Raw genomic sequence first — 1997 nt, forward strand, 5'->3', positions numbered from 1 at the left:
CACCCGCCCCGCCCCGCACACCACGACGTGGCCCTTCATCGTCTCGGTGACCACTTCAATCCACTCCTTGTCGTTCTTGTGCCGGGCGAAGAAGAGGTAGGCGAAGCGCACGACGCCGTCCGCCACCAGGGCGATTCCCGCCGGGGGAATCACGACGTTCAAAAGCTCGATGAGCCAGTCGTGCACGTAGGGCAGCGACGGCTGGCCGTAGAGCAGGAAGTAGACGTGGTGCAGGGCCTCACCGAAGGAAATCGGGTCCCCGTCCGCTCCCCTGTAGCGCCAATGGAACATCAAGGGCCCCACCACGAACAGGGCCACGGCCAGCCCCATCGTGGTGCGGAAGCGGCGCAGCAGCGCGCGCAGATATCGGACGTTGGCCCGGAAGTGCCGGCGGGAGCCCACCATGGTCGCGGACCCTACTACGACACTGGGGTGATGCCCGTCTCGGCCGCGTTCCGCGCCCGCCGCCGCTCCACCAACCACACCAGCAGGACGCCCAGCTCGTAGCAGAGCAACATGGGCCCCGCCATCAGCGACAGGTTCACCACGTCACCCGTCGGGGTGATGATGGCCGCCGCGATGAGGCACACCACGAAGGCGTGGCGCTGGTACTTGAACAGCCACTTCGACTGCACCACGCCCACCACGCCGAGCAGCGCCATCACCAGCGGCAGCTCGAAGATGATGCCGAAGGCGAGGATGAGCAGCAGCACCAGCGACAGCTGCTCGTGCATCGTCAGCATGGGCCGCGTCCACCGCGCCGCCTCGTGCCGCGCCTCGCCCGCGGACAGCTCCTTCTCCAGCTTCCACAGGCCGGACAGCTCCTCGGTGCGCGTGGGCGCCACGCCCGCCAGCAGGCTCGCCGCCTCGTCCATGGCCACCGACGCCGCCGCGTAGTCCTGCTTCGCGTAGGCCGTCACCGCCACCACCTTCTTCTCCACCGCCTGCCGCAACACGCCGCGCGACTGGACGCCGTAGCCGTCCGCCGCCGCGTCCACCAGCTTGCCCAGTCCGGCCAGCCGGGACTTCAGCTCCACGGACTGCGAGGGCGCCCGCTCGGGGGCCGGTGACTGACCTTCTCCATCCGCGCGCAGCGAAGCGCTGGTCTCCTTCGCCAGCGCGCCCGCCCGCTCCGCGTCGCCCACGCGCAGGAAGCGCAGGGCGTCATCCGCGCGCAGTCGGGCCGTGTCCAGCCGCTGCTCCAACGCGAGCGTCTCCTCCTCGTTGAGGAGGAACTTGAACATGGAGGGCAGCACCGCGAAGTAGCAGAAGCACGCGCCCGCGATGAAGGCGAGCGAGCCGAACATGACGAAGGGCGCCGCGTAGCGCCGCTCCTCCGGGAACAGGCCGGGCGAGACGAAGCCCCAGATCTGCCAGAGGATGACGGGCGTGGTGAGGAAGATGCCGCAGTACACGCCCACCTTCATCAGGACGTTCAGCTCCTCGATGCCGGACGTGTAGATGAGGGCGCGGTTGCCCTCCGGGAGCGCGTCCAGCACCGGCCGCATCAGCACGCCGAAGATGGGCTTGGCGAACAACAGCGACACCGTCCCCAGGATGAAGACGGCCAGGGTGCACTTGAAGAGGCGCCCGCGGAGCTCCGACAGGTGCTCCATCAAGCTCATCCGCAGGTCGGAGTCAGCGGCAGTCTGGGAACTCAGGGGTCAGCTCCGTTTCGGCGCGTTGCGCGCCACGGTTCCAGGCAGCGGCGCGAGGCGGGGCAGGCCATCCGCGCCCACGCTCTCGGCGGCGTCGGAAGAAGGGGTGGAGGAAGGCGTCTCGGTGGGCGCGACGGGCTCGGAGACGGCCGTGGGCGCCCCAGGCTCGGACACGGGCGAGGGCGCGGGCTCGGGGAGGTCCACGCCATCCAGGCCCAGCGGCGCGCGCGGATGCCGCGCTTCCGGCGTGGGCTCCGTGGACTCGGAGACAGAGTCGGCAGGCGGCGCGAGGTGCGTGTCCGGCGGCAGCGCCTGGGGGGCGGGCGAGTGCGCGAAGGC

General features: G+C 70.2%; 2 protein-coding genes and 1 pseudogene. All 3 read right to left on the minus strand.

Annotated features, from left to right (window positions below; all coding sequences use genetic code 11):
* On the minus strand, window positions 1–405 hold a 405-nt coding region (locus FJV41_RS48915), incomplete at its 3' end, for a potassium channel family protein (protein WP_497812678.1).
* Window positions 406–419: 14 nt separating this feature from the next.
* Complete coding sequence (gene tatC / locus FJV41_RS48920; protein ID WP_141649475.1) at window positions 420–1625, minus strand: twin-arginine translocase subunit TatC; 1206 nt, start codon at window positions 1623–1625, stop codon at window positions 420–422.
* Between the two features lie 39 nt (window positions 1626–1664).
* Window positions 1665–1997 (minus strand): annotated as a pseudogene (locus tag FJV41_RS52945) (Sec-independent protein translocase TatB); the annotation flags it as partial.

The sequence above is a fragment of the Myxococcus llanfairpwllgwyngyllgogerychwyrndrobwllllantysiliogogogochensis genome, assembly GCF_006636215.1.
GTDB lineage: Bacteria > Myxococcota > Myxococcia > Myxococcales > Myxococcaceae > Myxococcus > Myxococcus llanfairpwllgwyngyllgogerychwyrndrobwllllantysiliogogogochensis.

What these genes read in the sequence shown, in the direction of transcription:
- tatC (WP_141649475.1), bottom strand. Translation starts at nt 1,625, where the DNA reads ATGAGCTTGATGGAGCACCTGTCGGAGCTCCGCGGGCGCCTCTTCAAG.